The organism is Rheinheimera pacifica, from assembly GCF_024809855.1.
Taxonomy (GTDB): domain Bacteria; phylum Pseudomonadota; class Gammaproteobacteria; order Enterobacterales; family Alteromonadaceae; genus Alishewanella; species Alishewanella pacifica_A.
In genome coordinates this window covers 423,658-446,987 of record NZ_JANUEM010000001.1, presented here as the reverse complement: position 1 = coordinate 446,987, position 23,330 = coordinate 423,658, and the positions used below count along the sequence as shown (strand labels likewise).

The window sequence follows — 23,330 nt, the reverse complement described above, 5'->3', positions numbered from 1 at the left end:
GTTACCTTATCGCCACTAAAAATAAATTGGTAATACCAATTTACAAAAAGGTTTGCAGCCCACGGGAAACCACAGCACGGCATGACAGATTTTAAAATTAAACCGGCTAAACTCTCTGATCGCATTGTCGAGCAACTGGAAAACATGTTGCTGGAGGGCAGTTTTGCACCGGGACAAAAGCTGCCGCCCGAGCGTGATTTAGCCCAAATGTTTGCCGTATCGCGCCCGTCATTGCGCGAGGCCATTCAGAAGCTGGAAGCCAAAGGCCTGCTTAGCCGCCGACAGGGTGGTGGCACCTATGTGTGCGACAATATGACCGCTGGCCTTACTGATCCTTTATTTGAATTAATAGCACGCCATCCTGAATCGCAGTTTGATTTACTGGAGTTTCGCCACGCGCTGGAAGGTATATGTGCTTATTACGCCGCATTGCGTGGCACAACGGCCGATTTTGACCAGATTAAGCGCCACTATGATGCTATTTGTGATGCGCAGCAGTTAACTGATCTGGAGGCCGAAGCCAAAGCGGTAGGCAGTTTTTATTTAGCAGTGGCCGAGGCGTCACATAATGTGGTTTTACTGCATTTAGTGCGCGGCTTAACGCCACTGGTGGAGCAGAATATCCGGGTTAACCTGGAAACCCTGCAGCAGAAGGAAGGCATAGTCGGCCAGCTGAATTCGCACCGGCAACGGCTGATGCAAGCGGTCATAAATGGTGAGCCGGAGAAGGCGCGCCAGGCCAGTAATGGCCATCTGGCCTTTATCGAAGAAGCTTTACTGGATGTAGGTAAAGAGCGCTCACGTATTGAACGCTCGTTACGGCGCACCCAACAAGGCTGATCATTATTTTTAACGCAGCTGTGCATTTAAAACACAGGCGTGCATAACCAAAGGAAACCTCGATATGTCTGAAGTCAGTAAAGTTGACATCGACGCTCTGGAAACCAAAGAGTGGCTTGAAGCGCTGGAATCGGTTGTTCGCACTGAAGGGGTAGAGCGCGCGCAGTTCCTGCTGGAGCAGGTACTGGAGCAAGCCCGGTTAGAAGGCGTTGCTATGCCTACCGGTGTTACTACCAACTACATTAACACCATTCCACCGCAACAAGAGCCGGCCTATCCTGGCGATGTTAATCTGGAACGACGTATCCGCTCGGTGATCCGCTGGAATGCCATTATGATTGTACTGCGCGGCTCAAAAAAAGAGCTGGATTTAGGCGGCCACATGGCGTCTTACCAGTCTTCTGCGGCGTTTTATGAAACCTGTTTTAACCATTTCTTCCGCGCACCCAATGAAAAAGACGGCGGCGATTTAGTGTATTATCAGGGCCATATTTCACCGGGTATTTATGCCCGCGCTTTTGTTGAAGGCCGCTTAACAGCAGAGCAACTGGACAGCTTCCGCCAGGAAGTAGATGGCAAAGGCTTATCCAGCTACCCGCACCCGAAATTAATGCCGGAGTTTTGGCAGTTCCCTACCGTGTCTATGGGTTTAGGCCCTATTGCTTCTATTTATCAGGCGCGGTTTTTAAAGTATTTACACGGCCGTGGTTTAAAAGATACCAGCGCCCAGCGCGTTTATGCCTTTTTAGGCGATGGCGAGATGGACGAGCCGGAATCACGCGGTGCTATCAGCTTTGCTGCCCGTGAAAAACTGGGCAACCTGTGTTACTTAATTAACTGCAACCTGCAGCGCTTAGACGGCCCGGTAATGGGTAACGGTAAGATTATCCAGGAACTGGAAGGCTTATTCCGTGGCGCAGGCTGGAACGTAATTAAAGTAGTATGGGGCCGTGGCTGGGACAAACTGCTGGCCAAAGACACCACCGGTAAGCTGTTACAGCTGATGAACGAAACCATCGACGGTGATTACCAGACATACAAAGCTAACGACGGCGCCTATGTGCGCAAGCACTTCTTCGGCCGTTACCCGGAAACCGCTGCACTGGTTGCCGATATGACCGACGAAGAAATTTTCGATTTAAAACGCGGCGGCCATGAACCATCCAAGCTGTTTGCTGCCTTTAAAGCGGCGCAGGAATGTACCGACAAACCTACTGTTATCTTAGCCAAAACCGTAAAAGGTTACGGTATGGGCGAAGCGGCAGAAGGCAAGAACATTGCCCACCAGGTGAAGAAAATGGACATGACGCATGTGCTGCAACTGCGCAAGCGTTTAGGCCTGGAAGACTATATTACCGAAGAGCAGGTAGCCGATTTACCGTACATTAAGCTGCCGGAAGGCTCGCCAGAGCTGGAATATATGCACGCACGGCGCAAAGCGCTGCACGGTTATACGCCGGTGCGGCTGCCTAACTTTACCAAGCCATTAACGCTGCCGGAATTAAGCGCCTTTGACGGTTTGTTAGAAGAGCAAAAACGCGAAATTTCTACCACTATGGCCTATGTGCGGGCGTTGAATATTCTGCTGAAAGACGAGCATATCGGTAAGCAAATTGTGCCGATTATTGCCGACGAAGCCCGTACTTTTGGTATGGAAGGTTTATTCCGCCAAATTGGTATTTATAACCCTGGTGGCCAGAACTACACGCCGGAAGACCGCTCAGTAGTAAGCTACTACAAAGAAGATACCGGCGGCCAGGTATTGCAGGAAGGTATTAACGAGCTGGGCGCGATGTCGTCCTGGGTAGCGGCGGCAACATCGTACAGTACCAACGACTTACCGATGATCCCGTTTTACATTTACTACTCTATGTTTGGTTTCCAGCGCGTGGGCGATATGGCCTGGCTGGCCGGAGATCAACAAGCGCGTGGTTTCCTGTTAGGTGCTACAGCAGGCCGTACTACGCTTAACGGCGAAGGTTTACAGCACGAAGATGGCCACAGCCATATTCTGGCCGGCACAGTACCAAACTGTATTTCGTATGACCCAACCTATGCCTTCGAGCTGGCGGTTATTCTGCAGGACGGTATCCGCCGCATGTACGGTAAAGATCAGGAAAACATTTATTACTATATCACCGTAATGAATGAAAACTACCATCACCCGGCTATGCCAAAAGGCGCTGAAGATGGTATCCGCCGTGGTATTTACAAGCTGGAAAGCTTAAACGGCGATCGCGGCAAGGTACAGCTGATGGGCTCAGGCACTATCTTAAATGAAGTGCGTAAAGCGGCAGAAATTTTAAGCAAGGATTACGGCGTAGCGTCTGACGTGTACTCAGTAACCTCGTTTAACGAACTGGCGCGTGACGGCCAGGACGCCGAGCGCTTTAATATGCTAAACCCGGATGCCAAGGCTAAAACGCCGTACATTGCTACCGTGATGAACAAAGCGCCAGCCATTGCTGCTACCGACTACATGAAAAACTACGCCGATCAAGTACGTGCCTTTATTCCGGCCGTGTCTTACAAGGTGCTGGGCACCGACGGTTTTGGCCGTTCTGACAGCCGTGAAAACCTGCGCCGCCACTTTGAAGTGAACGCTGGTTATATCGTAGTGGCCGCACTGAGCGAGCTGGTGAAGCAGGGCGAGTTGAAGAAAACCGTAGTGACAGATGCGATTAAGAAATTCGGCATCGACAGCGGCAAAACCAACCCGCTGTACGCATAAGAGGATTACACATGACTATTGAAATTCATGTACCGGATATTGGTGCTGATGAAGTTGAAGTAACCGAAATTCTGGTAAAGGTTGGCGACAAAGTGGCTGCCGACCAATCGCTGCTAAGCGTTGAAGGCGACAAAGCTTCTATGGAAGTACCGGCCAATGACGCCGGTGTAGTAAAAGAAATTAAAGTAAAAGTAGGCGACAAGGTAAAAACCGGCAGCCTGATTATGACCTTTGAAGGTGAAGGCGCTGCCAAAGTAGACGCCGCACCGGCAAAGGAAGAAGCCAAAGCTGACAGCAAAGCCGAGACGAAAACCGAAGCCAAAACTGAAAGCAAAACCGCCAGCGTACAAGATGTAAAAGTACCGGATATTGGCGGTGACGCCGTTGAAGTTACTGAAATTATGGTAAAAGTTGGCGACACGGTAAGCGAAGATCAGTCTTTGCTTAGCGTTGAAGGCGACAAAGCCAGTATGGAAGTACCAGCGCCTTTTGCCGGTAAGGTTAAAGAAATTAAAATCAGTGTGGGCGATAAGGTGTCTACCGGAAGCCTGATAATGGTGTTTGAAACCACAGGTTCAGCCGATACGGCACCCGCTGCAACTGAAGCGCCAAAAGCTGAAACTAAAGCGGAAACGAAAACCGAAGCTGCGCCAGCTAAAGCTAAAGCCGCACCGGCACCTGCGTCAAACGACGGCTTTGTTGAAAACAGTGCTTATGCCCATGCTTCGCCAGTTATCCGCCGTTTAGCGCGTGAGTTTGGCATTAACCTGGCCAAAGTTAACGGCACCGGCCGTAAAGGCCGCGTGGTTAAAGAAGACGTGCAAAACTATGTGAAGCAACTGGTTAAGCAGGTTGAAAGCGGTGCAGCTGCAGGCTCTGGTGCGGGTAACAGCATGGGCTTTGACTTAATCGCCTGGCCAAAAGTTGATTTTGCTAAGTTCGGCGAAGTTGAAAGCAAGCCATTATCGCGCATTCAGAAGTTATCCGGCAACAATTTACACCGTAATTGGGTGCGTATTCCGCATGTTACCCAGTTCGACGAAGCCGATATCACCGGCCTGGAAGACTTCCGTAAAGAGCAAAATACACTGGCCGAGAAGAAAAAGCTTGGCGTTAAGTACACCCCGCTGGTGTTTATTATGAAAGCGGTGGCGAAGGCGCTGGAAGAATTCCCAACCTTTAACAGCTCATTGTCAGAAGATGGCGCAAGCTTAATTCTGAAAAAGTACGTGCACTTAGGTATAGCAGTAGACACGCCAAACGGCCTGGTTGTACCGGTAGTAAAAGACGTAAACAAAAAAGGCATTATCGAGCTGTCACGCGAGTTGCAGGACATTTCGGTAAAAGCGCGCGAAGGTAAGTTAACTGCTGCCGATATGCAGGGCGGCTGCTTTACCATATCCAGCTTAGGTGGCATTGGCGGTACGGCGTTTACGCCTATTGTAAATGCGCCGGAAGTAGCCATATTAGGTGTGTCGAAATCAGACATTAAACCGAAATGGAACGGTAAAGAGTTTGAACCCAAGCTGATGCTGCCGCTAAGTGTATCTTACGATCACCGCGTTATCGACGGCGCACTGGCAGCACGCTTTACCGCGACGCTGGCCAGCTATCTGGCCGATATTCGCCAGATCATTATGTAACAGCTAAGAGCGAATTTTGTGTCCCGTGCTGAAAAGTTACGGGACATCGCTCAGGCAGGATGTTAAAATTCTGCCACTTTTTTCGCCTGATAGCCGTACCCTACAAAGTGACGCTGTCAGAACACCGACTCAATGAAAAGGTAATACGATGAGCAACGATATCAAAACTCAGGTAGTAGTTGTGGGCGCAGGCCCTGGCGGTTATTCTGCAGCCTTCCGTGCGGCAGACTTAGGCTTAGAAGTTACACTGGTTGAAGCGCGCAGCACTTTAGGTGGCGTGTGTTTAAACGTAGGTTGTATTCCGTCTAAGGCCTTATTACACGTTGCTAAGGTTATTGACGATGCCCGCGATATGGCATCACACGGCGTTACTTTTGGTGAGCCGAAAATTGATTTAGACAAAATCCGTAGCTGGAAAGACAAAGTAGTAGGCCAGCTGACTAACGGCCTGGCCGGTATGTCGAAAATGCGTAAAGTTAAGGTAGTTACCGGTTACGGTAAATTTACCGGCGCGAACACCTTACAGGTTGGCGACACCAAAATTACCTTTGAACACGCCATTATTGCGGCAGGTTCAGAGCCGGTATCACTGCCGTTTATTCCAAAAGATGACGACCGTATTATCGATTCTACCGGCGCACTGGAATTAAAAGACATTCCTGGCGAAATGCTGGTATTAGGCGGCGGTATTATCGGCTTGGAAATGGGCACCGTATACCGCGCACTGGGTTCTAAAGTATCAGTAGTAGAATTTGCTGATCAGTTAGTACCAGCAGCTGACGCTGACATCGTAAAAGCCTACACCAAGTACAACAAAGACAACTACAACATTATGTTGTCTACTAAAGTTGTTGGCGTAGAAGCGAAAAAAGACGGCCTGTATGTTACTTTCGAAGGCAAAAACGCACCGGAGAAAGCGGTACGTTACGACAAAATTCTGGTTGCAGTTGGCCGTAAGCCAAATGGCGCGTTGTTAGATGCTGCTAAAGCCGGTGTTAACGTAGACGAGCGCGGCTTTATCAATGTAGATAAGCAACTGCGTACCAACGTTGGCCATATCTATGCTATCGGTGATGTTATCGGCCAGCCAATGTTAGCGCACAAAGCAGTACACGAAGGCCACGTAGCGGCTGAAGTAATTGCCGGCCAGAAGCACTACTTCGACCCACGCTGCATTCCGTCAGTAGCTTATACCGACCCGGAAATGGCCTGGACAGGCATTACCGAGAAAGAAGCTAAAGAGCAGGGCTTAAAAATTGAAACCGCTACCTTCCCATGGGCAGCGTCAGGCCGTGCTATCGCTTCAGCCCGTACTGAAGGTTTCACCAAGCTGATTTTCGACAAAGAAACGCACCGTATTCTGGGTGGCGCTATTGTTGGTATCAACGCCGGTGAAATGCTGGGTGAAATCTGCTTAGCAGTAGAAATGGGTGCCGACGCAGAAGATATCGCGTTAACCATCCACGCTCACCCAACACTGAACGAGTCTATCGGCTTAGCCGCCGAGATATACGAAGGCTCAATCACCGATTTACCAAACCCGAAAGCGAAGAAGAAGTAATTTTTCTGAGTTGAGTGTTTAAGATAAAGAGGCCGCGAATGCGGCCTTTGTTATTCTGCTTATTATGCTAAAGCTATTTATTCAATAATTGCTTTATTGGTCTTTCATATAAGAAATTAATGTGTTGCTGCACGTCTCTGTCTTGGGTAACTTTTCGTAAGTAACGCATAACTTTAGCCGTAAATTTATTTTTCATATCTAAGTTTCTAGTTTCATGAGCTATGCCAAGCGCTATTGACATTGGGAGCGCTTCTTTATATTTCTCAATAAGGTGTTCAAATAAATTTTCGATACTCGGAGAGACTAGTGACGTTTGTAGAAAGAACAGAGCGTACATTTTATGAATGTCTTCTAAGTCATTATTTTCGTCAATAAGAACCATTGCCTCTTCAATGGCATCTGTAAAAAATTCGTAGCCATATGAATCCGCCATGACGTATCTAAGTAGCGATAATAACTTCATTTCTGAAAAACTCGAGAAAATAGAAGTCTTACCGGTTTTAACAATATCTGAAAAATAAACTCCAGCCTCAGAAAATGTTTGTGCGAGTGCGCTAGTTATGACTTTATATTCAGTGCTATATCCAGCCAAAAGAATATTGCCCATATTTATCATTTTTAGAACTTTGCTTTTTTCTTCAGATGGTGCAGAAAGGGCGAAATCTCTTAAAACCCCAGGGCAGTCTTTTTGTAAACCTGTCCAAAAAAAGCTAACCGCTAACCAGTTTGCTTCAAAGCATTTATCCGATATTTCAAAGCTATCGCTGCTTAAAAGATATTTTGCATAAAAGAACTCTATGAAGGTTCTATGCCTAAATCCGAATGTGGAATTGGTATCATCGGAGTAAAATATTTCAGAACGTTCACACACGTGGTCGAAAAGACTATTGTGATCCACTCCCATTTTTCGTTTACTTAAGTATTCTTTAAAGAAGTTTCTTGCTTCATCTTTAGATATAACTAATAAATCGTTCTCAAAAAAATATTTTGCAATGTTTTTTGTAATTGCTTCTGTAGCGTCAAAATCTTTTTCTTTAGCTAGTTCTTTCTCTATATCCCATCTTCCAAGTGCGATTTCTGTATACTTTGAATATAATTCGGTTAGGTTTGATGGGATTTCTTGGTTGTTTTCATTTAGTAATTTGGCTAGTAGGATAGCTGCAATTGGTGTTTTAGGCAGGGACTTGAAAAGGCTTGATTTTTTTAAGTCTTCAATTATTCTGTTCTTCGTGTTGAGTTGCTGGCATGCCATATTTATGATGCCGATTATTTGCTTCATCGATAAAGGCGCGATTTGGTAGTTTCTCACCGAAGTTGGTAACTTTGTTCTAAATAATGTCTTATCGTTTGAGCGGCATGTAAGAATTAGTTTTACGCTTTTCATTGGAGAAGCTTCGGCTACAATTTTATTTATAATGCCGATTCTTTCGTCGAGTTCATGGTTAGACTCATCAATTCCATCAATCATTACGATGTACTTTATATCATCACTTTTGTCAGAATGAATTTCGTCAGCGATTAGCTTCTCCAATGAAAAACCGTATTTTTTCTCGAGATCTTTGAATTGGATGTATATAGGGAGTTGGCGTTTTTCTTGAAATCTAGTGGAGTCTAACAACTTAATGGCTGTTGAGCGCAGTAAACTTGACTTACCAGAGCCAATCGCTCCTTCAATTAAGGATACTCCTCCCTTTTCTATCAAAGTATCAATTTGAACGTTCTGTGCTTTTATTATCCTTGTGTCGTTCTGGGTATATTTTCTATTACTTTGGAAAATCAGTTCATGATTAATATTTACGTTATCTAGGCCGTTAAGCCACAACTTTGTACTTGCTTGTAGTTGTTCAAGCGAGTTTCTTGTTCTTTGCATGTATTGATTGATAGGGATAGATATGCCTTCAAAATACTCAGGCAAATAAGCCACCATCATCTTTGTTATATCTTCAGGCCCTATAAATTTTATTTTGTGATTATTAAATTTTTGGGAGAAATAGTCTTGTGCATTTTGAGTTACCCCAGCTGACGAAACGACCCAAACTTCATTGACAAGAATTTCCTTTTTACCATTAATGCTCCTTTTCATTGTTATGCATTGGTCAATTTGCATTTGAACATCTGTTGAATTGCTACTTATTTTTCCAACTTTAACAACAACACCAACATATTCTTCCTGAAGCCAGACTGGGTCTTGCTTGGTTAGCACAAAATCTGCTCCAGCTTCTCTATTACCTTGCTTGTATTCACATTTAATTATTGTTGGTAATTTGGGGAAAAGAGCTGATAGAAGTGGATGCAATTCCTTTACTTCGTTGGTAATTCGTTTTACCTGCTCAAGTGTGCGTTTTTCTAGCAAAATTAACTCCTTTTTGAGCTTCCGATTTATCTGAATATGTTGGTAAGAATTTGTATTTTAAACACTATAAGAAGTTACTAACGTCTTTATCTGATTGTCATTAGATTCTCTGAACAATTAGGTTTGGTCAAGTGTCTGCATGCTTTTTGCGCAGCGTGCAGTTTAAGGTACTGTTTGTATTGTTAATTTGCAAACTCTGTTATTCGCAACATCAATACCTCGAGGCAGTATAATATGCGCTGGGGTTAGAGGCAGACGATGCTAGAAATCAATGGGGTCAAAATCGAATCGATAGGGTCAGTGTCATTGATATTCCTAAAGCCGCTGAAAACAGTACACTAAGGTATAAGCAACTTGCCGCTTAGTCCCTCTCTTGCTAGCATCTACATTCCATAAATCAGGGACGTGTTATGCGCTGGATGCGTTTTACTTTACCGTTGTTACTGCTTATCTCCCCGCTGGCCTTTGGCCAAAAGCAATATACCGAGGGTGCGTGTTTATTGCTGCAGCACCAGATGGTGCAATTCTCCAATCAGCCGAATAGCCATAACTACCAAAGCGCTAAGCGTGCATTTGATAACCACTGTCAAAACCCGATACCGGCACCGGTAAAAGATGTGGTGCTGACTAATGTTCCAGCCAAACCCGTTACGATTGGCAGCGTTAAAAATACGGTATCCACCAAGCCGGTTAATGCAGCAGTTTGGTTGTCAGTAAAATATGCGCAAGTTATCTGCACATAAAATTTGCGCTATACTGCAGCTTATTAACTAACAGCGGAGCTTGAGTATGAACAATGCTACAAAAGCAGCTTGTAATACTTCGGTGGATGCAGCTTTATTGGCCGAGGCTAAGTCACTCAATATCAGCCCATCTGTGGTGTTAGAGCAGGCTTTACGTAAAGCGGTTAGCCAGGCTAAAGCTGAGTTGTGGCAGGCAGAAAATGCCGATGCGATAGCCGCCTATAACCAGCAAGTTGCTGAGCACGGTACTTTTGCTGAGCGGCTCGGCCAGATATAGTGCTTCCAAATACCGCCAGCACATCAAAGCAGGCCTTGATCTGCTGATTGATGGCTTTTGAGACAGCTATGTTTTACTCATACTGCTGGCATTCAAATACCAGCTGGCTCGTGGGATAGGGTTCAGCTTTATCGCCATAATGCAGCAGTTCTAATCCACCCTCATGATCAGGCCTGGAAAGTTAAAGTTTGGTTCTTAAATAGGGGTAAGTCCGTTTGCACCCTAAGAGGTTACTCACTAACTATTTAAGCGTCGTTACTACGTTTATCACGTTTAAGCCGGCGTTTTTCTTTAATGTCGTGTTGCGGCTTCTTTTTGGTATTTTGCTTACTCATAAAAATATTCCTGAACAATAACCAGCTAGTGTTGTAGTCGCAGCGGGCTACAATCTTGGCTGGTAGATCAATATTGTGCAAAACCGTGCTGCGAGCCTAAATGCTTCAAATGGAATTCTCCTTCATATACAGGTTAGAGTTACGTATTACCTGGCGTGTTAGTCGCCGAGGATATCTGTAATTAGAAAATGAATATTGATACCTGGAATGTTCAGCTTAACCTGCTCACCAATACCTTTACCCAGCATGGCCAGGCCGAGCGGCGAGAGCTCTGCTAGTTCACCTTTGCTTAGATCAGGGTTAGCGCTGGCGACTAATTTTAACCAGCAGCGTAGTTCATCATGCATTGATACCAGTTGTACTGTGCAGCCAGCGGATACGTACAAAAATGGCATATTGCCTCCAATCTGTGCTTAAAGAAGGTATAGCAGTGAAATATTTAGAGTTTTAAGGTGTTACAACCGGGTGCAACAAAGTGCGCCCGGTTTAAAGCTGGAAGGCGAGAGGGAAGTTCTGTATGAGGTTTATTACGCTAAACAAAGTTAATGTCTCATGTAAAAAGTACCGGGTACCAATGGCGACAACCATAGCCATTTGGCAAAATTAAAGCAACCGCTGTTTACACTGTTCTTGCTTCACTAAGCGCAGCACCCGAGCTTATTCAGTATCAGCGTTATTCACTAAAGCAAAAATGCTATATCAACAGAATTCAGCCCTAATGCAAAGCGGCAAAATGCCCCGGCTACTTTGCTGCTGTGGCATACTGCCAGCATAGAAAATAGTGCAGGAGGCAGCCTTGCCGATAACGAACATCACCGATCTTAGTGCCTTGTTGCAGCAAATGTTAGCGCAGAGCCGGCCATTATACAGCAGTGGCAAAGTAGCCGATTATATTCCGGCGCTGGCGCAGGTAGCGCCGCAACAGGCTGCAGTGGCCGTGGCCACGCTGGATGGCCGGCTGCACAGTGCCGGTGCGGCACAACAAAGCTTTTCGTTGCAAAGCATTTCGAAAATCTTTGGCCTGGTAATGGCGATGAACCGGCTGGGCGATGAGCTGTGGCAACGGGTAAATATGGAGCCGTCCGGTCAGCCGTTTAATTCTATCGTGCAGTTAGAATGGGAGCAGGGTATTCCCCGCAACCCGATGATTAATGCCGGTGCGATTGTGGTGGCAGATGTGTTGGTTAGCCATTACTCGGCCAGCAAAAGTGCATTTTTAACCTTTTTACGCCGTTTAGCCGGGGAAGAAGCCATTTATGCCGACCAGCAGGTGTATTTGTCTGAACTGGAACACGGCAACCGCAACGCAGCTATGGCGTATCTGATGAAAAGTTTCGGTAATATTGAAGCAGATGTGCCGCAAGTGCTGGAACACTATTTTTACCAATGCGCCACTGCAATCAGCTGCGAGCAACTGGCGCGCTCGTTATTGTTTTTAGCTAACCGCGGTGTACAGCCGCAAAGCAACGAGCAAATTTGCAGCCGACGCGATGCACACCGCGTAAACGCTATTTTATCTACCAGCGGCATGTATGATCAGTCTGGTGAGTTTGCCTTTAAAGTCGGCTTACCAGCTAAAAGCGGTGTAGGCGGCGCCATTGTGGCGATAGTGCCGCAATTTGGTGTGATAACCGCCTGGAGCCCACCACTTAACAGCTATGGTAACTCGGTGGTGGCGATGCAGTTAATTCAACAGCTGGCCGACGAGCTGGGGCTGTCGTTGTTTTAATGTAGCCGGGCCATATCTTCGATGCTCGATGCACTGCCGACCGGTAGCCACTATCGGTAATTAATCTTGACGTAAGCAGCTGGTTACTGCATAACATAGCGCAAATGTTGGCGCTTACATGCGGGGCTTTTGGGTTAATACAAATAACCTCAGCTTACTTAAACCGCACTTGCTGCAAGTGCGGGTTAGCTATCATCACTTCAAGCAGCGCAATATCATCCAGCACTACCAGCTGTTCGCTATTGTTGTGCTTAATGACCAGACACTCCTGCCGCTGGTGGTTATAGCGGGTGGTTTCGGCTGTGCCGCTAAGCACTACGCCCGAGCTTAGTGTCAACTGTAGCGGGTAATGGTACAGGCAGACAATTTCAATATAATCATGCAAGTCGCACTTAAGCATAACGCCTCCCGGGCTGTTAGTATTTGGGTTCATTACCGGTTAAGCCCACACTACATATACTGCGTAATTTTTTATTATGGAAGAGCTATGTTTTACAGCCGCAGTATTTGCTTTGGTATAACCCTGCTACTTACAACAACATCTTTACAGGCCAGTAATGGCTGGCATGGCCCTGAGCCGTTCCGGCTGGAGCGGTTAGATAGCCGTCAGTTTGATTACAATATAGAAAGTTTTCTGCAGCGCCTGAGTTTTACTGAACAACCAATACAAACTGCCAGCCCTTTGTGGCAGCAAAATGGCTGGTATGGCACAGGGGGCAGCAGCAGAGGCAAAGAGTTCTATGTGCATTCGCTGATGCAGCAAAAACTGAGTTTTGATGCGCCGGTGTTTGCCGGTTTCAGGCATAAACGCTCTGAAGATCTCGACGGCCGTTATGACAGAACCTTGTTTGGCGTAGGTTATCAGGCTGAACAGCAATGGGAGCTGGGCGTATGGGGCGATATCAGTGGCGCCAAAGAAGAAATGGACCTGCAGTTTGAAGCCCACCGTGCTTATGCTGACGGCAGTTATGCCACTGCTGCCGTAGTGCTGGCTGATGTATTTTATAACAGTAAAACTTACAGCGATAACCGTTATGAGCAGAACCCGGTAACGCTTTATCTTGCTGGGGCTAAAATGTTAGGCCGGCAGCAGTTGGCTGGTTTTGTTAATCTTAATTTGACGACACGCTATGCAGATGAGCAGGCCCGGCAATTATTTACCGATAAACAATACTCTGCCGGTGTGAACTGGCAGCGTGAGTTGTTACACGGTGCCCGTGTGCTGGTGCAGGCTCAGGGGTTATATGGCCGGCGCAGCGCCGCTGCTTTGTTATCTGAACCCCAGGCGGCAGACTGGTTGCTGGTAAGGCGGTTTCAGCAACTTAATGCCGAATGGCAGCAAGCGCCAGCTGCAGATTCGTTTAATTTTGGCTTACAGGCAAACCGTTTAACTGAACAGGACAGCCGGGCCAGCTTGCAGGGAGCCGCGGCTGAATACCGGCGCGAAGCTTTTGCCTATGTCAGTACTGAGCGGCCAATCAGTGAGAACTGGCTATGGCGCCCTACGGTATATACCGGCTATGCCAACGTGACGAGTGAATTACGCCAGCACAGTGATGAGCCGCTTAAAGATAATGGTTGGCTGGCAAAAGTAAGCCCAAATGTTATATGGCAGCTAAGTGAGGCAACCGGCGCTTATCTGACAATTAACCCTACTGTTAAACTGCATAATTTACAGTTTGGCGGGGGTAATGTGCAGGTGTTTGTGCCCTTTTAAGTTTGGGGATGGCACCGGCTAATGGCTAACGCGGCAGGATACGTAGCTCCAGTTCCTGATAGTACAGCCGGGTTAAACCTTCAAAGCCCGAGTCAGTGCCGATAAATACCCAGATGGTGCCATCGGCGTTGCTGGTAAACTGCAGTGGTGTATTGCCGCTACCGCTAACCGTTTTGCTGGCAAACTGCTGACCATCGCAGTTTATGCCTGAGGCAGCAATATTGCCGATAACACGGGCCTGGCTGCCATCCTGGCTTTGGTTGCCTTTATCGGTATTTAAATAGTAACCGGCTTGTTTTGGCTCTGTGGTGGCGTAACCAAACTTTAAGTACACCGCCTCGCCCGGTGCGCCGCCTATACCAACACAGTCTGCGCCGGCATTGGTTAAAAAGCGTACCGAAGCAGACAGTTGATAGCGGGTGGATGGCTGTAACCCGGTGATTTGTTTTTTAATGTACATAAACAAATCGTCACTGCGGTTCATGCCTGCCAGGTAAAAGCCTTTACCGGAGAAGCCTGTTGGCAGGTTTCGTATACCGCTTTCAAGCTGATAAATATCGGCGTTGTCGCTGGGGTAATCAGAAAAGCCAGCTTGCCATTGTTGGTTACCATGGCGAAAGTCGTAGTAATGTTCCGGCAGGGTACCGTACTCAATGTCGCAACCGATCAGTAGCAATACGCTGCCGGCCAGCAGGGGGAGGGCGCTAATTTTCATCATGCTATTCCTCAGCAGTGGTTTAGCCAAGATGTTAGCCTGCGTATAGCGTATTAATTGTAACTGATTGCAACCAAATTGAAGCTAAGTGTGAAGTTTTATAACTTTCATATAATACAGCAGGTTAGCTGTGCTAAAGCTTAACGTTATAGCAGATTATTGGCTCCGGCTACGATCTGTTTTTACCATAAGTAGAAAACTGGCTTATAAGGATTTTTAACGCGATGCTGGATTCTAAAGAACTGTCAGCTCAAACCTGGTTGGCTCGTCTGGAGCGGTCTGCCTATGCCCTACCGCTGTTATTTCTGCTGTCGATGGCAGAAACACTGATTATACCTATACCCATAGAGGCTATTTTAATTCCGTGGATGCTAAGCCAGAAACGGCGGCGCTGGAGCATTGCCTCTGTAGCTCTGGCCGGTAATATCACCGCTGCTGCGTTGGGATACTGGCTTGGCGCACTGGCGATGGAGCAATGGGGCGATACCCTGATTGGCCTGTTTGGTGGTGCGCAAGCTTATGACAGCTTTGTTGCAGAAATACACGACAATGGCTTTATATCAGTATTGGCGGTAGGCGTAACGCCTACACCATTACAAATAGCTATGCTGGCTGCCGGTGCAACTGGTTATTCATTCCTGCTGTTTTTACTGGCAGTTACGCTGTCGCGGTCGGTACGGTATTTTGGCCTGGTAATACTGGTTAATATAGCCGGTGAGGCAGCATTGAAGTTGTGGAAGCGTTATTCGAAGCAAATTGGCGCAGTGTTACTGGTACTTGCCGGTGTTTGGCTGTGGTTTTTATTTAACTAACCTCTAGGGGCGCCGGGCTTAAATAGCATGCTCACCGCGTTGTTCAAACAAGGTGAGGTACAGGCGTAAATCCAGCTCTAGCTGATGATAATCTGGCTGCATATGTTGGCAAAGTTTATAAAAGGCTTTGTTGTGGTCTTTTTCGCGTAAGTGCGCCAGTTCGTGCACTACTACCATTTGCAGCAGCGGCAATGGCAGCTGCTTGAGTAATGCCGCTACCCTGATCTCATTCTTGCTTTTTAGCTTGCCGCCCTGTACCCGGCTAACTTGGGTGTGGGTACCCAAAGCGTTATTTATAATATGAATTTTGGCATCAAATACCACTTTGCTTAGCGGTTCGCTGCTGCGCAGCCATTGCCGTTTCAGTTCCTGGGTAAATTCATACAGCGCTTTGTCGGTTTGTACGCTGTGGCCCGGGTTAGGGTAGCGGCGCTGTAAGGTATTACCCAGTTGGTCTTCTGCCAGTAACTGACGTACTTGCTGTTGCAGTGTAACGGGATACTGGCGCAGGTAAATAAGATCTTGCATGGTTAAAGCTCAATGACAGCGTGTTGGGTTTAATAGTTGCGCCACTAAGCAGGTATTAAAAGGTGCCTGCCAGTTAAAATAGCATTTTATGGCATGATCACCAATGTCAGGCTAAAGAAACAGGCTGACTCAGCCGCTTTACATTGTGCTGTAGCACATAAACCCCACAGCAGACACGCTGTACAGCCTTGTTTTTATTAGAAATGACAGTATGATAAAAAACCTGTAAAAGGTACGTTTTAACTATATTTGTTGCGAATGCAGGTTTAATGAATATTCTACAAAGAAATAACGTAAAAACGCTTGGCAATCCAACGGCTCCGGTACTGTTGTATGCTCATGGCTTTGGCTGCGATCAAACCATGTGGAGCAGTATTACGCCAGCGTTTGAGCAAAGTCATTTTCAGGTGTTGTTTGACTATGTTGGCAGCGGTAAGTCAGATATCAGCGCATACAGTTTTACACGTTATGCCGAGTTGCAGGGCTATGCACAGGATATTATTGATGTATGTGATGCGTTGGAATTAACTGAAAACGTTGTTCTTGTTGCTCATTCTGTGAGTTGCAGTATTGGCATTCTGGCGGCGATCGCCCGGCCTGAATTATTTTCCAACATGATTTTGCTTGGTCCATCTCCCTGTTTTCTTAATGATCCGCCACACTATTTCGGGGGCTTTGAATACTCTGATCTGCATGACTTGCTTGAGCTGATGGATCAGAACTATTTAGGGTGGGTTAGCTATCTTGCACCCGTAGTAGCAGGCACGGGCAATGACGAATCGATCAGTGGCCGTTTGTCAGACAGTTTTTGCTCTACTGATCCGGTTGTAATGAAACAGTTTGCCAGAGCAACGTTTTTTGCGGATAACCGTGCTGACTTTGCCAAAGTATCGCTACCGTGTTTAGTGCTACAGCATCAGCATGATGTGCTGGCTTCTGTTAAAGTTGGAGAGTTTGTGCACCGGCAGCTGAAAAACAGTAAGCTGGAAATACTGAATGTAGCAGGCCATGTCGCACATATGAGCCATCCCTACCTAGTTATTCAGGCCATGTTTCATTATCTGGCGATACAAGGTGGGGGTGGGTATCACTGACGATATTAACCTGCTGCCCTGCCCGTTGCTGATCACGGATCTGTTGGGGAGGATGTTGCAGGTAAATAGCGCGTTTAAAGAAGAGTTTGGCGACTGTGAGCTAGGTACTAATATAGACAGCATTTTACCTAAGGCGTCGCAAATTTTTTTACAAACGCACATTTGGCCGCTACTACACCGCCAGGGCAGTGTAAAAGAAATTTACCTTAAAGTGCGTGCCCGTACCGAGCCGCAACTGCCGGTGTTGCTAAATTGCAGCCGGGGTGAGTTCCTGCAGCAGCAGTGTTACCGCTGGGTTATGTTTCCGGCGCGTGAACGCTCGCGTTTTGAACGTGAGCTGTTAAAAACTCAAAATGAAACCATGCTATATGCCCGGAGGCTGCAAAAAGCGAATGCCAGGCTGCAAGCCGTGCTGAATTCTGTTACAGAGTTTGCCATTATGGTGCTAAGCCCGGATGGTACTGTGTGTTTTAATAATGCAGGGGCCGAAAACCTGCTGCGTTATCAGGCCGGTGGCCTTGCCGGGCGGAATATTATGACGTTGTTTAAGCAAACCGACACTGCCAGCACAGCGCTGCACCGCTTGCAGGCAGTGTTTACAGCAAAAGGTAAAACGGGGTTTGGTAATGAGGCTGAATCCCTGCAGTTAGATGCCAGCATGACGGACCCAGACGGCAATGAGATCCGGGTGGCGGTGAGCGTAAGCCCTGTTAGCCGGAAAACCTCCACGGTGGATGAATTGTTGCTGGTTGCAACCGATCGGCGCCAGCGTAAACAGCTGCAGTGCAGCTAAGTTGTTTAGCGCTACAACATCAGCGATAAAGCAGTTTGTACTTGTTCGTCACTCAGCTCTTGTTGTTGCATGGCTTTATTCAGGCTCCGTTGAGCGCTGCCAAGAGCGCTGTTCAGCATGCTCAGCTCAGTTTGCAACAGTTTCAGTTTTTCCTGCTGTTGTTCTGATTGCAGCCCATCTTGTTTAGCTTTATCTATTTCGGCCTGCTTCTCGGCAATTTGCTGTTTAAGATCGCGGATCGTTTTTAGTATCTGCTTGATAATATCCGGCAGGTTGCTGTCATCGATATCTTTATTTTTCTCAGCTTGTTTTGCTTTAGTTTTGCCCAGCTCAGACAAGCTGACATAAGCATCCGACATAGCGCTGTTATTGGGAGTTGTGCCGGTGGCAGTGGCTGTAGTTTGTTTTGGCAGGTTGGGTTTTAAACTGGCAGGCTGCGGCTGCAGAGTATTAATTTGCATAAAAACGGGCTGCTTAACCTGAGGGTGCCTTTGTATCGGCTGCTACCGGGGAAACTTTAACAGAACTTAGCTACAAGGTCCGGCTGCAGTTTGAATTGCAGCCGGGTTATCATCAGATCAGCGAGTATGGCTGGCCGTCTTTACAGGTAAACTGCTTATTACCTTTGTGGGCACAGCTAACCTGGCGGCCGGTTACCATGCTAAACCAAACACAATCCGGCTCAGAGGTTTGCAGCTGAATATCATCAATGCTGGCTTTATCCTGACAGCCGTTAATACCGCTGCGGTTTAAAATAAGCTCGACGTGGCGGCCGTTATTGTTCAGCACGATGGAGCAGGGCGCTTCGCGGTGGCCGCTTAACGCAACAAATTGCGCCGGGGTTTGCAAACCGCTGGTGCTGCCGTCGGCAAAAAATGCCAGCAACTGCTGGTAGTACACTACGTAACTGCATACATCTTTATGCGAGCCTTGCTGCAGTGGGAAGGTTTTATCTAAAAAGCCTTTTGAGTAATCCATTACCTGTTTGACATGGCGCTGGTTCAGCTCGTTAATCACGCTTAGTTCAGTCGCCATCCAGGCGGTATGGCATGGTGATGGAGTGCTGTGGTGTTGGGCCAGTGTTGTCATGATGTCATCCTCGTCTCTTGTAATCAGGTACAGTGTTTAGCTTTAGTAACCGATGTTCAGAGGCTGATGGCACAGCCGCAGACCCTGTGCTGTCAGCCTCTGAACATCTGCTTTACTGATCCTCCGCGTTAAACGTCAGACCAGTTGCTATCGGTTAAAAACTAGTCTAGGCTAAAAATCAGCATAATTTCACAATAAAAATTTTACAGTGTGAATTTTACAAAATGAAAGCAAACAAAAGCCTGCTCAGAAAGTCGCATTTTCTCGGTACCAAGATCCGCAACCTGAGAAAACGCAATAACTTAACGATGGAAGATTTGTCCACCCGTTGCATCCGGGTAAACGCGGAACAGGCTCCCTCGGTGTCTTATCTGTCAATGATTGAACGCGGTAAGCGGGTGCCCGGCATTGAAATGCTTGAGGTGATCGCCGAGGTATTTCAAAAAGACATCGACTGGTTTCTTGATGGTGAAGACGACGGCCAGGATTTAACGCCGCAAAAAGGCAGCCGGGGCGGCATCAGCGGTATGGCGCTGGAGCCGGGTTTTTTGTTCTCCAACGATATTTTGCAAATTGCCATTCCGGAGATGTTGTCGCAAACCGGTACCAGCGGCAAACAGTTCGCCCAGCTGCTGATCCGTGCGCATCAGGAGCACCATCAAAACCATTTTCCTGAGCTGGAGCGCGCGGCAGAAGAGGTTGGCCAAAAGCAGATGCCATTAAGTGTGGAAGCGTTACTGGCGATTGTAAAACAGCTTGGGCTGAAAATAAGCTGGTTTACTGAAGCTCCGAGAGAGTTGCTGGATGAGCTGGGGGTGTTGTCGAAAAATGTCTCCACATCATTTTTTACCCCACCTAACATTTTGCATTTAAATAGCTTGCTGCAGCAGTTTCCTACGCGGTTAAAGTATGAGCTGGCAGTGCATATCGGCCATGCCGTGCTGCACAATAAAGACGGCGTAAAAAGCAGTATGACAGTGGGCGGTGCGCATGACGATGAGCTGTCCAGTTCTAGCGCCGTGCAGCCGCAGGATATTTTGCACGCCTGGCGTGATTTTGAGTCGAGCTTTTTCGCCGGAGCTTTGCTTTGCCCTAAGTTACCGTTTCGCCAGTTGCTGGACCGCCACGGTTATGAGATCAGCACGCATCAGCAAGCCGGGGTGTCGGCGTCGGTGGCAATGCGCCGCATGACAGCAGTATCACCTTATACACACTGGCATTATTTTGATGCCTACACGCCGGGGAAGCTGAAAGCGGTGTATCGCGGCAACGGTATACCGCTGCCGTGGGGCAATATGCGCCAGGTAGAAGACCCTTGCCAGCACTGGGCAGTGTTTCGGATGTTTGATGTTGAAGGCGTAGCCAGCAGCGCGCAGTTGTCATTGCTGGATGTAAACGGCGCGCCACGCATTTACTGCTGCGAATCTACTAAAGTAAGCGATTTGGCTGGCAATACCCATGTGCTGTGTGCCGGTATTGATTTAAACCCGGCTTTGCTGGCACAAGGCGTTGATGCCGATACAATGGCGGCAGAGTTAAAGCAGCTGTGCGTTGGCAGCAGCGGCGGGGCTAAAGTGCCGAAAGGCATTCAAACCGCGCTGACCAGTGTGGCGAATATTCTGAATATTAACTGGGTGGCCCGCAGCTTACAAAAGCCGGTGCAGCTTATTTGCGCCCGCGGTAACAGCTGCCCGCGTAGTCCGGGTTGTTATCAGTGCAAAGGTTAAATGACGTCGAACCGGCTTACCCACACCAACACGCCGTAAATACGTCCCTGTAGGCTCGATTCGACCATCCTGGTCTGCAACGGTTGGCTTAGGGTAAGCCGGTTCTCGCTTAGTGTAGGTTTAGCGGTTATTTTCTCCCAATAACTGCAAATTTTCATCCAACAGGCCTACCAGCAATGCCTTGCCGTTGGCATCTACCCGCAACTGACCATAAGGTGCCTGTTCATACAGCTGGGCTGTGCCTTCAGCAAAAAAGAACGCATTAGGGCCAATACTGATAATACCGTTGCGCTGGCGCAGTAAGATCGCCACTAATTGGGGCTGTTGCGGCAGATGGTTGCTCAGGCTGTGCAAACCGGCCCGTTGTTCGGCATCGACACTTAGCCAGGCGTATTTGTACTGCGCGGCATCTTCGGGCAATTCGCGGTCAATGGCGTAGGCCAGCGCCATATAATCGCCCTGCATAATTGAGCGTGGGTCCAGTGGCGCCAATGCAATATTAACCACCTGGCCGGTTTTTAACGTTTGTTCAAACTGCCAGATAGCAAAACCGGCTGCAGCAAGAATAAGTAACACCGCCGCTGCAATGGCCCGGCGTTGTAATGTAATGCTCATACAAGCCTCCGCTGATAGCGCTGCAACAATAACCAGGCCGCCAGCAGTGTTATACCGCTAAGTGCTAAAATGCCGGATTTATGTAATAAATTAAGCTGTAAACTGTAGTAAAACTGGCTAATGGCAAACAGCATACAAAGCAGACATAACGCATACCAGTTTCTGCTGCAGCCATAAAAACACACCAGCATTAAGGCAGTGCTAACCAGTAACCCGGAAGCCGGATACAGCAAAATACATAACACCAGCGTTGTTGTAAGCAGTGCCAGTCGACTGGGTACCGTAGCCAGCCGGCTTAGCCAGAATACGGTTGAAATTAATAATACACTGCCAAGTGCACTATACAGGGCGCGGGCTATATCCAGCCTGTTGTCCAGCCAGTAACCGGTGTCCAGCCATAATAAACATTGGCCAAATAACGTTAGCGCCAAAGCTGCCAGAGTTATCACTTCCAGCAGGCTTTTAATGGTAGCGGCCTGAGTAAAGCCTGCCCATTTTACCCGGCTGCACCATAATAGTGCGGCGACAATAGCCAGCAGGTTACTGACAACCGCCAGCAGCGGGGCGGAGTTTATCAGTGATAATAAACACAACAACGCTATGCTAAGGCTGGCACGCTGATGCAGCTGGTTTAGCGGGCTTAACAGCAGCACGATACTGATAACCGCGCAGGCATAGCGCGCGGTTTCATCGTTTGAACCTGACACATCGTAAATCACGTATACCAGCAATCCCTGGCCTGCCAGCGCAATGGCTACCGCCATTTGCTGTAAAAATTCCTGCTTGCGGCTGGTCAGCCAGATTGCCGTGGCCAGCAAAGCAACAGCGGCCACAGTGCGCACCGGATTATTATCGGCCAGTGCCAGTAACGGGCCTAAAAAAGAGCTGATGATCAGAACAGACGCTATCCAGGCAGCTATACCAAGCAAAATTTGCAGCCACCAGGGGCTGGCAGCTGTCTGTAGTTGCTGCGCTTTAGCGGCATCAATAATACCGGCCTGCTGTAGTTGTGTAGTAAGTTCCATCGGGTTGCTCATGCGGTTGTCCCTGCTGTTGTGTGCTGTAGCTTTTTCAACCAGACAACAGCAGCAACGCTGCTGCCAATTACAAACAGCGCTAACAGATTCATGGCAAAAAACTCATCGGCATTTTCCAGCAGGCTTGCCAGCATTGCGGTTGCCACGGTAATTACACTAAAGGCCAGCAAGGCTAATATCAGCACATCACGGCGCTGGCGCCAGTACCATAGCCCCAGTGCGGCGGTAAGTGGCAGATACACCAGTAAATTAGTCTGGTAACTGTTGTCCCAGCAGCCAATAGCAGCACCGTAAGTTAACGGTGCTATGACGATTAATGCTGCAAGGCGAACCAGCGTTTTATTGGCCTGAACCCCCAGCCGGGGCAGGGCAAACTCGGTAAATGCCAGCATCAGCAGGTTTACCAGTGCCAGGCTGAGGATCATTGGCGGGCTTGCCAGCAGCCAGAAAAGCGCAGACTGAGTACTCAGATAGCGGCCAAGCGCGAGTTCCAGCACCACAAACCAGAGTAAATAACAGGCCCGGCTTTTAGATAACAGCACCAGCGGCATAATAAGCACAGCCCAACTGGCAAATAGCTGCCAGATATCGGCACCGGTTTGATATGTTTGGCCTATCAGTGCCAGTAAAGCACCTGTCAGGATGGTTGCACTGAGTAGTGCGGCGCGCTGTGCCAGGCTGGCGGAAGTGCTGTATATGGCAACAACGCCTGATAACGCCAGCACACCGGCAGCCAGAGCAAATTTAGTGAAATAATGCATAAACGGCCAGTTATGCGCGATAAAGAAAATGAGCGCCGCACCCAGCAGTACCACAGTGCCAAATAACAAAATAAGGTTAGCTTGTGCCAGCCACAAGCCTGTAGCAGGCTGTAGCGGAAACTGGCCGCTGGCCTGCTGCAGCTGCTCAGCACTAAGCTGGCGCTGCTCGCGCCATTGCAGCAGTTGGTTGGCGTGTTGCAACTTGTCCATGCTGTTGTTCTCTCAGGTGG

General features: G+C 47.9%; 22 protein-coding genes. 12 read left to right on the top strand and 10 right to left on the bottom strand.

Annotated features, from left to right (window positions below):
- The first annotated feature begins 81 nt into the window (after positions 1-81).
- The 4 genes from pdhR to lpdA all read left to right on the top strand — a co-directional run bounded on the left by pdhR (position 82) and on the right by lpdA (position 6,775).
- Positions 82-840 carry a pyruvate dehydrogenase complex transcriptional repressor PdhR gene (gene pdhR, locus M2404_RS02060; protein WP_259237971.1) on the top strand — a complete coding sequence of 253 codons (759 nt, stop codon included), beginning with the start codon at positions 82-84 and terminating at the stop codon, positions 838-840.
- A 64-nt stretch (positions 841-904) separates the two neighbouring features.
- On the top strand, positions 905-3,571 hold the full coding sequence (gene aceE, locus M2404_RS02055) for a pyruvate dehydrogenase (acetyl-transferring), homodimeric type (RefSeq protein ID WP_259237969.1): 2,667 nt from the start codon (positions 905-907) through the stop codon (positions 3,569-3,571).
- Between the two features lie 11 nt (positions 3,572-3,582).
- Complete coding sequence (gene aceF / locus M2404_RS02050) at positions 3,583-5,214, top strand: pyruvate dehydrogenase complex dihydrolipoyllysine-residue acetyltransferase (RefSeq protein ID WP_259237968.1); 1,632 nt, start codon at positions 3,583-3,585, stop codon at positions 5,212-5,214.
- Positions 5,215-5,362: 148 nt separating this feature from the next.
- Positions 5,363-6,775, top strand: coding sequence for a dihydrolipoyl dehydrogenase (gene lpdA, locus M2404_RS02045; RefSeq protein ID WP_259237966.1), 1,413 nt, complete (start codon positions 5,363-5,365; stop codon positions 6,773-6,775).
- A gap of 73 nt (positions 6,776-6,848) precedes the next feature.
- Here the strand turns inward: lpdA and M2404_RS02040 are convergent, their stop codons facing one another.
- Complete coding sequence (locus tag M2404_RS02040; protein WP_259237965.1) at positions 6,849-9,128, bottom strand: NACHT domain-containing protein; 2,280 nt, start codon at positions 9,126-9,128, stop codon at positions 6,849-6,851.
- Positions 9,129-9,538: 410 nt separating this feature from the next.
- Between M2404_RS02040 and M2404_RS02035 the strand changes: the two genes are divergently transcribed.
- On the top strand, positions 9,539-9,871 hold the full coding sequence (locus M2404_RS02035; RefSeq protein WP_259237964.1) for a hypothetical protein: 333 nt from the start codon (positions 9,539-9,541) through the stop codon (positions 9,869-9,871).
- A gap of 46 nt (positions 9,872-9,917) precedes the next feature.
- Positions 9,918-10,148 carry a type II toxin-antitoxin system CcdA family antitoxin gene (locus M2404_RS02030; RefSeq protein WP_259237963.1) on the top strand — a complete coding sequence of 77 codons (231 nt, stop codon included), beginning with the start codon at positions 9,918-9,920 and terminating at the stop codon, positions 10,146-10,148.
- A 493-nt stretch (positions 10,149-10,641) separates the two neighbouring features.
- On the opposite strand, the gene M2404_RS02025 is transcribed toward M2404_RS02030, so the two are convergent.
- Positions 10,642-10,878: a GreA/GreB family elongation factor gene (locus M2404_RS02025; protein WP_259237962.1), complete on the bottom strand. Its 237-nt coding sequence runs from the start codon at positions 10,876-10,878 to the stop codon at positions 10,642-10,644.
- A gap of 401 nt (positions 10,879-11,279) precedes the next feature.
- On the opposite strand from M2404_RS02025, the gene glsB reads away from it, so the two are divergent.
- Positions 11,280-12,212, top strand: a complete 933-nt coding sequence (gene glsB, locus M2404_RS02020; RefSeq protein WP_259237961.1) for a glutaminase B — start codon at positions 11,280-11,282, stop codon at positions 12,210-12,212.
- Positions 12,213-12,366: 154 nt separating this feature from the next.
- Here glsB and M2404_RS02015 read toward each other — a convergent pair whose 3' ends face one another.
- Positions 12,367-12,612 carry a Rho-binding antiterminator gene (locus M2404_RS02015; protein WP_259237960.1) on the bottom strand — a complete coding sequence of 82 codons (246 nt, stop codon included), beginning with the start codon at positions 12,610-12,612 and terminating at the stop codon, positions 12,367-12,369.
- 87 nt (positions 12,613-12,699) lie between these two features.
- Here M2404_RS02015 and M2404_RS02010 point away from each other — a divergent pair, with 87 nt between their 5' ends.
- Positions 12,700-13,929 carry a hypothetical protein gene (locus M2404_RS02010; RefSeq protein ID WP_259237959.1) on the top strand — a complete coding sequence of 410 codons (1,230 nt, stop codon included), beginning with the start codon at positions 12,700-12,702 and terminating at the stop codon, positions 13,927-13,929.
- 25 nt (positions 13,930-13,954) lie between these two features.
- On the opposite strand, the gene M2404_RS02005 is transcribed toward M2404_RS02010, so the two are convergent.
- Positions 13,955-14,647: a hypothetical protein gene (locus tag M2404_RS02005; RefSeq protein WP_259237957.1), complete on the bottom strand. Its 693-nt coding sequence runs from the start codon at positions 14,645-14,647 to the stop codon at positions 13,955-13,957.
- A gap of 221 nt (positions 14,648-14,868) precedes the next feature.
- Between M2404_RS02005 and M2404_RS02000 the strand changes: the two genes are divergently transcribed.
- The gene (locus tag M2404_RS02000; RefSeq protein ID WP_259237955.1) at positions 14,869-15,456 is read left to right on the top strand and encodes a YqaA family protein; all 588 of its coding nucleotides are present in this window, start codon (positions 14,869-14,871) and stop codon (positions 15,454-15,456) included.
- Between the two features lie 18 nt (positions 15,457-15,474).
- On the opposite strand, the gene M2404_RS01995 is transcribed toward M2404_RS02000, so the two are convergent.
- Positions 15,475-15,984, bottom strand: coding sequence for a M48 metallopeptidase family protein (locus M2404_RS01995; RefSeq protein WP_259237954.1), 510 nt, complete (start codon positions 15,982-15,984; stop codon positions 15,475-15,477).
- Positions 15,985-16,253: 269 nt separating this feature from the next.
- Here M2404_RS01995 and M2404_RS01990 point away from each other — a divergent pair, with 269 nt between their 5' ends.
- A complete protein-coding gene (locus M2404_RS01990) occupies positions 16,254-17,078 on the top strand; it encodes an alpha/beta fold hydrolase (RefSeq protein ID WP_259237953.1) in 825 nt (274 codons plus the stop codon).
- Positions 17,059-17,871, top strand: coding sequence for a PAS domain-containing protein (locus M2404_RS01985; protein ID WP_259237952.1), 813 nt, complete (start codon positions 17,059-17,061; stop codon positions 17,869-17,871). Before M2404_RS01990 ends, M2404_RS01985 begins: the two co-directional genes overlap by 20 nt.
- Positions 17,872-17,882: 11 nt before the next feature.
- On the opposite strand, the gene M2404_RS01980 is transcribed toward M2404_RS01985, so the two are convergent.
- Both M2404_RS01980 and M2404_RS01975 read right to left on the bottom strand, forming a co-directional pair.
- On the bottom strand, positions 17,883-18,332 hold the full coding sequence (locus M2404_RS01980) for a hypothetical protein (RefSeq protein WP_259237951.1): 450 nt from the start codon (positions 18,330-18,332) through the stop codon (positions 17,883-17,885).
- A 112-nt stretch (positions 18,333-18,444) separates the two neighbouring features.
- Positions 18,445-18,960 (bottom strand): aldolase/citrate lyase/malate synthase family protein, encoded by a 516-nt coding sequence (locus M2404_RS01975; RefSeq protein ID WP_259237949.1) that lies wholly within the window; start codon positions 18,958-18,960, stop codon positions 18,445-18,447.
- A gap of 224 nt (positions 18,961-19,184) precedes the next feature.
- On the opposite strand from M2404_RS01975, the gene M2404_RS01970 reads away from it, so the two are divergent.
- A complete protein-coding gene (locus M2404_RS01970) occupies positions 19,185-20,687 on the top strand; it encodes a DUF3612 domain-containing protein (RefSeq protein WP_259237948.1) in 1,503 nt (500 codons plus the stop codon).
- A 120-nt stretch (positions 20,688-20,807) separates the two neighbouring features.
- Here the strand turns inward: M2404_RS01970 and M2404_RS01965 are convergent, their stop codons facing one another.
- The 3 genes from M2404_RS01965 to M2404_RS01955 are packed head-to-tail and all read right to left on the bottom strand — an operon-like array spanning position 20,808 to position 23,310.
- Positions 20,808-21,302 carry a GDYXXLXY domain-containing protein gene (locus M2404_RS01965; protein WP_259237946.1) on the bottom strand — a complete coding sequence of 165 codons (495 nt, stop codon included), beginning with the start codon at positions 21,300-21,302 and terminating at the stop codon, positions 20,808-20,810.
- A complete protein-coding gene (locus M2404_RS01960) occupies positions 21,299-22,339 on the bottom strand; it encodes a DUF4401 domain-containing protein (protein WP_259237945.1) in 1,041 nt (346 codons plus the stop codon). Before M2404_RS01960 ends, M2404_RS01965 begins: the two co-directional genes overlap by 4 nt.
- Positions 22,336-23,310 (bottom strand): DUF2157 domain-containing protein, encoded by a 975-nt coding sequence (locus M2404_RS01955; protein WP_259237944.1) that lies wholly within the window; start codon positions 23,308-23,310, stop codon positions 22,336-22,338. Before M2404_RS01955 ends, M2404_RS01960 begins: the two co-directional genes overlap by 4 nt.
- Positions 23,311-23,330 lie beyond the last annotated feature (20 nt).

Excerpts from the sequence above, each read along its gene's own strand:
- M2404_RS02015 (WP_259237960.1), bottom strand. The coding sequence starts at position 12,612 with ATGCTTAAGTGCGACTTGCATGATTATATTGAAATTGTCTGCCTGTAC.
- lpdA (WP_259237966.1), top strand. The coding sequence starts at position 5,363 with ATGAGCAACGATATCAAAACTCAGGTAGTAGTTGTGGGCGCAGGCCCT.
- M2404_RS01995 (WP_259237954.1), bottom strand. The coding sequence starts at position 15,984 with ATGCAAGATCTTATTTACCTGCGCCAGTATCCCGTTACACTGCAACAG.
- M2404_RS02010 (WP_259237959.1), top strand. The coding sequence starts at position 12,700 with ATGTTTTACAGCCGCAGTATTTGCTTTGGTATAACCCTGCTACTTACA.
- M2404_RS01970 (WP_259237948.1), top strand. The coding sequence starts at position 19,185 with ATGAAAGCAAACAAAAGCCTGCTCAGAAAGTCGCATTTTCTCGGTACC.
- aceF (WP_259237968.1), top strand. The coding sequence starts at position 3,583 with ATGACTATTGAAATTCATGTACCGGATATTGGTGCTGATGAAGTTGAA.
- M2404_RS02000 (WP_259237955.1), top strand. The coding sequence starts at position 14,869 with ATGCTGGATTCTAAAGAACTGTCAGCTCAAACCTGGTTGGCTCGTCTG.
- pdhR (WP_259237971.1), top strand. The coding sequence starts at position 82 with ATGACAGATTTTAAAATTAAACCGGCTAAACTCTCTGATCGCATTGTC.
- M2404_RS01990 (WP_259237953.1), top strand. The coding sequence starts at position 16,254 with ATGAATATTCTACAAAGAAATAACGTAAAAACGCTTGGCAATCCAACG.
- M2404_RS02025 (WP_259237962.1), bottom strand. The coding sequence starts at position 10,878 with ATGCCATTTTTGTACGTATCCGCTGGCTGCACAGTACAACTGGTATCA.
- aceE (WP_259237969.1), top strand. The coding sequence starts at position 905 with ATGTCTGAAGTCAGTAAAGTTGACATCGACGCTCTGGAAACCAAAGAG.
- M2404_RS02030 (WP_259237963.1), top strand. The coding sequence starts at position 9,918 with ATGAACAATGCTACAAAAGCAGCTTGTAATACTTCGGTGGATGCAGCT.
- M2404_RS01955 (WP_259237944.1), bottom strand. The coding sequence starts at position 23,310 with ATGGACAAGTTGCAACACGCCAACCAACTGCTGCAATGGCGCGAGCAG.
- M2404_RS02005 (WP_259237957.1), bottom strand. The coding sequence starts at position 14,647 with ATGATGAAAATTAGCGCCCTCCCCCTGCTGGCCGGCAGCGTATTGCTA.
- M2404_RS01980 (WP_259237951.1), bottom strand. The coding sequence starts at position 18,332 with ATGCAAATTAATACTCTGCAGCCGCAGCCTGCCAGTTTAAAACCCAAC.
- M2404_RS01960 (WP_259237945.1), bottom strand. The coding sequence starts at position 22,339 with ATGAGCAACCCGATGGAACTTACTACACAACTACAGCAGGCCGGTATT.
- M2404_RS01975 (WP_259237949.1), bottom strand. The coding sequence starts at position 18,960 with ATGACAACACTGGCCCAACACCACAGCACTCCATCACCATGCCATACC.
- M2404_RS02035 (WP_259237964.1), top strand. The coding sequence starts at position 9,539 with ATGCGCTGGATGCGTTTTACTTTACCGTTGTTACTGCTTATCTCCCCG.
- M2404_RS01965 (WP_259237946.1), bottom strand. The coding sequence starts at position 21,302 with ATGAGCATTACATTACAACGCCGGGCCATTGCAGCGGCGGTGTTACTT.